The organism is Pseudomonas yamanorum, assembly GCF_013386765.1.
Lineage (GTDB): Bacteria > Pseudomonadota > Gammaproteobacteria > Pseudomonadales > Pseudomonadaceae > Aquipseudomonas > Aquipseudomonas yamanorum_A.
Window position 1 is genome coordinate 4,044 of record NZ_JACARE010000089.1, and the last position, 1,461, is coordinate 5,504.

Genomic DNA, 1,461 nt, shown 5'->3' on the forward strand with positions numbered 1-1,461 from the left:
CGATGCCCACGGCCCCACCAGCGACCCGCGTAACCCGCTGCTGCGGGACGTCGGCTGGAACTACCTCAAGGGTCGCCTGCGTTCCCACCCGGATGTCGCCCAGCGTTTTTACGCCGACGCCACGATTCCCCAAGCCCTGTCCGCCTGATAAGGAACATCACCATGCTCAAGAAAACAGCCCTGGCCCTGGCCGTCCTGATTGCCTCTTTCGACGCCCAGGCCGCCGAGGCCCTGCGGGTGGCGGCCGACCCGATTCCCCATGCGCAAATCCTCGAATACGTGCAGAAGCTCGACCCGCAGTTGCAGCTGAAAATCATCGAAATCCCCAACGGCGTGAACTCCAACGAGCTGTTGGCCCACGGTGATGTAGACGCCAACTACTTCCAGCACCTGCCTTACCTGCACTCTCAGGAACAGGCCCTCGGCCAGAAATTCGCGGTCGCGGCCACGGTGCATATCGAGCCTTTGGGCATCTATTCCCATCGCCACACCAGCTTCGCCCAGGTGCCGGACAAAGGCACGGTGGCCGTGCCCAACAACGTCACCAACCTCAGCCGAGCGCTGTACCTGCTGCAAGCCAACGGGCTGATCACGCTCAAGCCCGGCTTCAACGACCCGGCCAAGGACCAGGCAACGCCCAAGGACATCGCCGAGAACCCCAAGCACCTGAAGATTCTCGAAATCGAGTCACCGCAGATTCCCCGCGCCCTGGATGACGTCGACCTCGCCGTGATCAACGGCAACTACGCGCTGGAAGCCGGTTTGTCGCCGGCTAAAGATGCCCTCGGCCTGGAAAAAGCCCAGGGCAATCCCTACGCCAATATCCTCGTGACCACCCCGAAATTGCAGGATGACCCTCGGATCAAACAACTGGCCAAGGACCTGAATTCGCCGGAGGTGGCCAAGTTCATCACCGAGAAATACTCAGGCTCGGTGATTCCGGTAGCTGTCGAATGATCGTCGTCGAGCAGGTCAGCAAAACCTACGCCGACGGGCAGCCGCCGGCGCTGGACAAGGTGTCGTTGCAGATTGCCGACGGTTCGATCTTCGGGATCGTGGGGCGTAGCGGGGCGGGCAAGAGTACCTTGCTGCGCTGCCTGAACCTGCTGGAGCGCCCGACCTCCGGGCGCATTCTCATGGACGGCCAGGACCTGACGCTGCTCAGCGACAAGCAACTGCGCCAGCAACGCCAGCGCATCGGCATGATCTTCCAGGGCTTCAACCTGCTGCATTCGCGCAACGTTGCCGACAACGTGGCGGTGCCCCTGGAAATCGCCGGCCAGCCCAAGGCCGAGCGCGTTGCCCGGGTCAAGGAATTGCTGGAGTTGGTAGGCCTGAGTGACAAGGCGCTGGCGTTTCCTTCGCAGCTGTCTGGTGGGCAGAAGCAGCGCGTGGGCATCGCCCGGGCACTGGCGGCGCGCCCGGCTTATTTGCTGTCGGACGAAGCCACCAGCGCCCTCG

At 62.9% G+C, this 1,461-nt stretch carries 2 protein-coding genes and 1 pseudogene; all 3 read left to right on the forward strand.

Annotation, left to right across the window (positions count from 1 at the left end):
* Positions 1 to 148: pseudogene (locus HX875_RS32980) on the forward strand (isopenicillin N synthase family oxygenase); the annotation flags it as partial.
* A 14-nt stretch (positions 149 to 162) separates the two neighbouring features.
* The gene (locus tag HX875_RS32430) at positions 163 to 957 is read left to right on the forward strand and encodes a MetQ/NlpA family ABC transporter substrate-binding protein (RefSeq protein WP_177049003.1); all 795 of its coding nucleotides are present in this window, start codon (positions 163 to 165) and stop codon (positions 955 to 957) included.
* The coding region (locus HX875_RS32985) for a methionine ABC transporter ATP-binding protein (protein ID WP_371321510.1) at positions 954 to 1,461 on the forward strand (508 nt) is incomplete at its 3' end. The genes HX875_RS32430 and HX875_RS32985, both read left to right, overlap by 4 nt.

Coding starts and splice junctions, on each gene's coding strand:
- HX875_RS32430 (WP_177049003.1), top strand. CDS start 163: ATGCTCAAGAAAACAGCCCTGGCCCTGGCCGTCCTGATTGCCTCTTTC.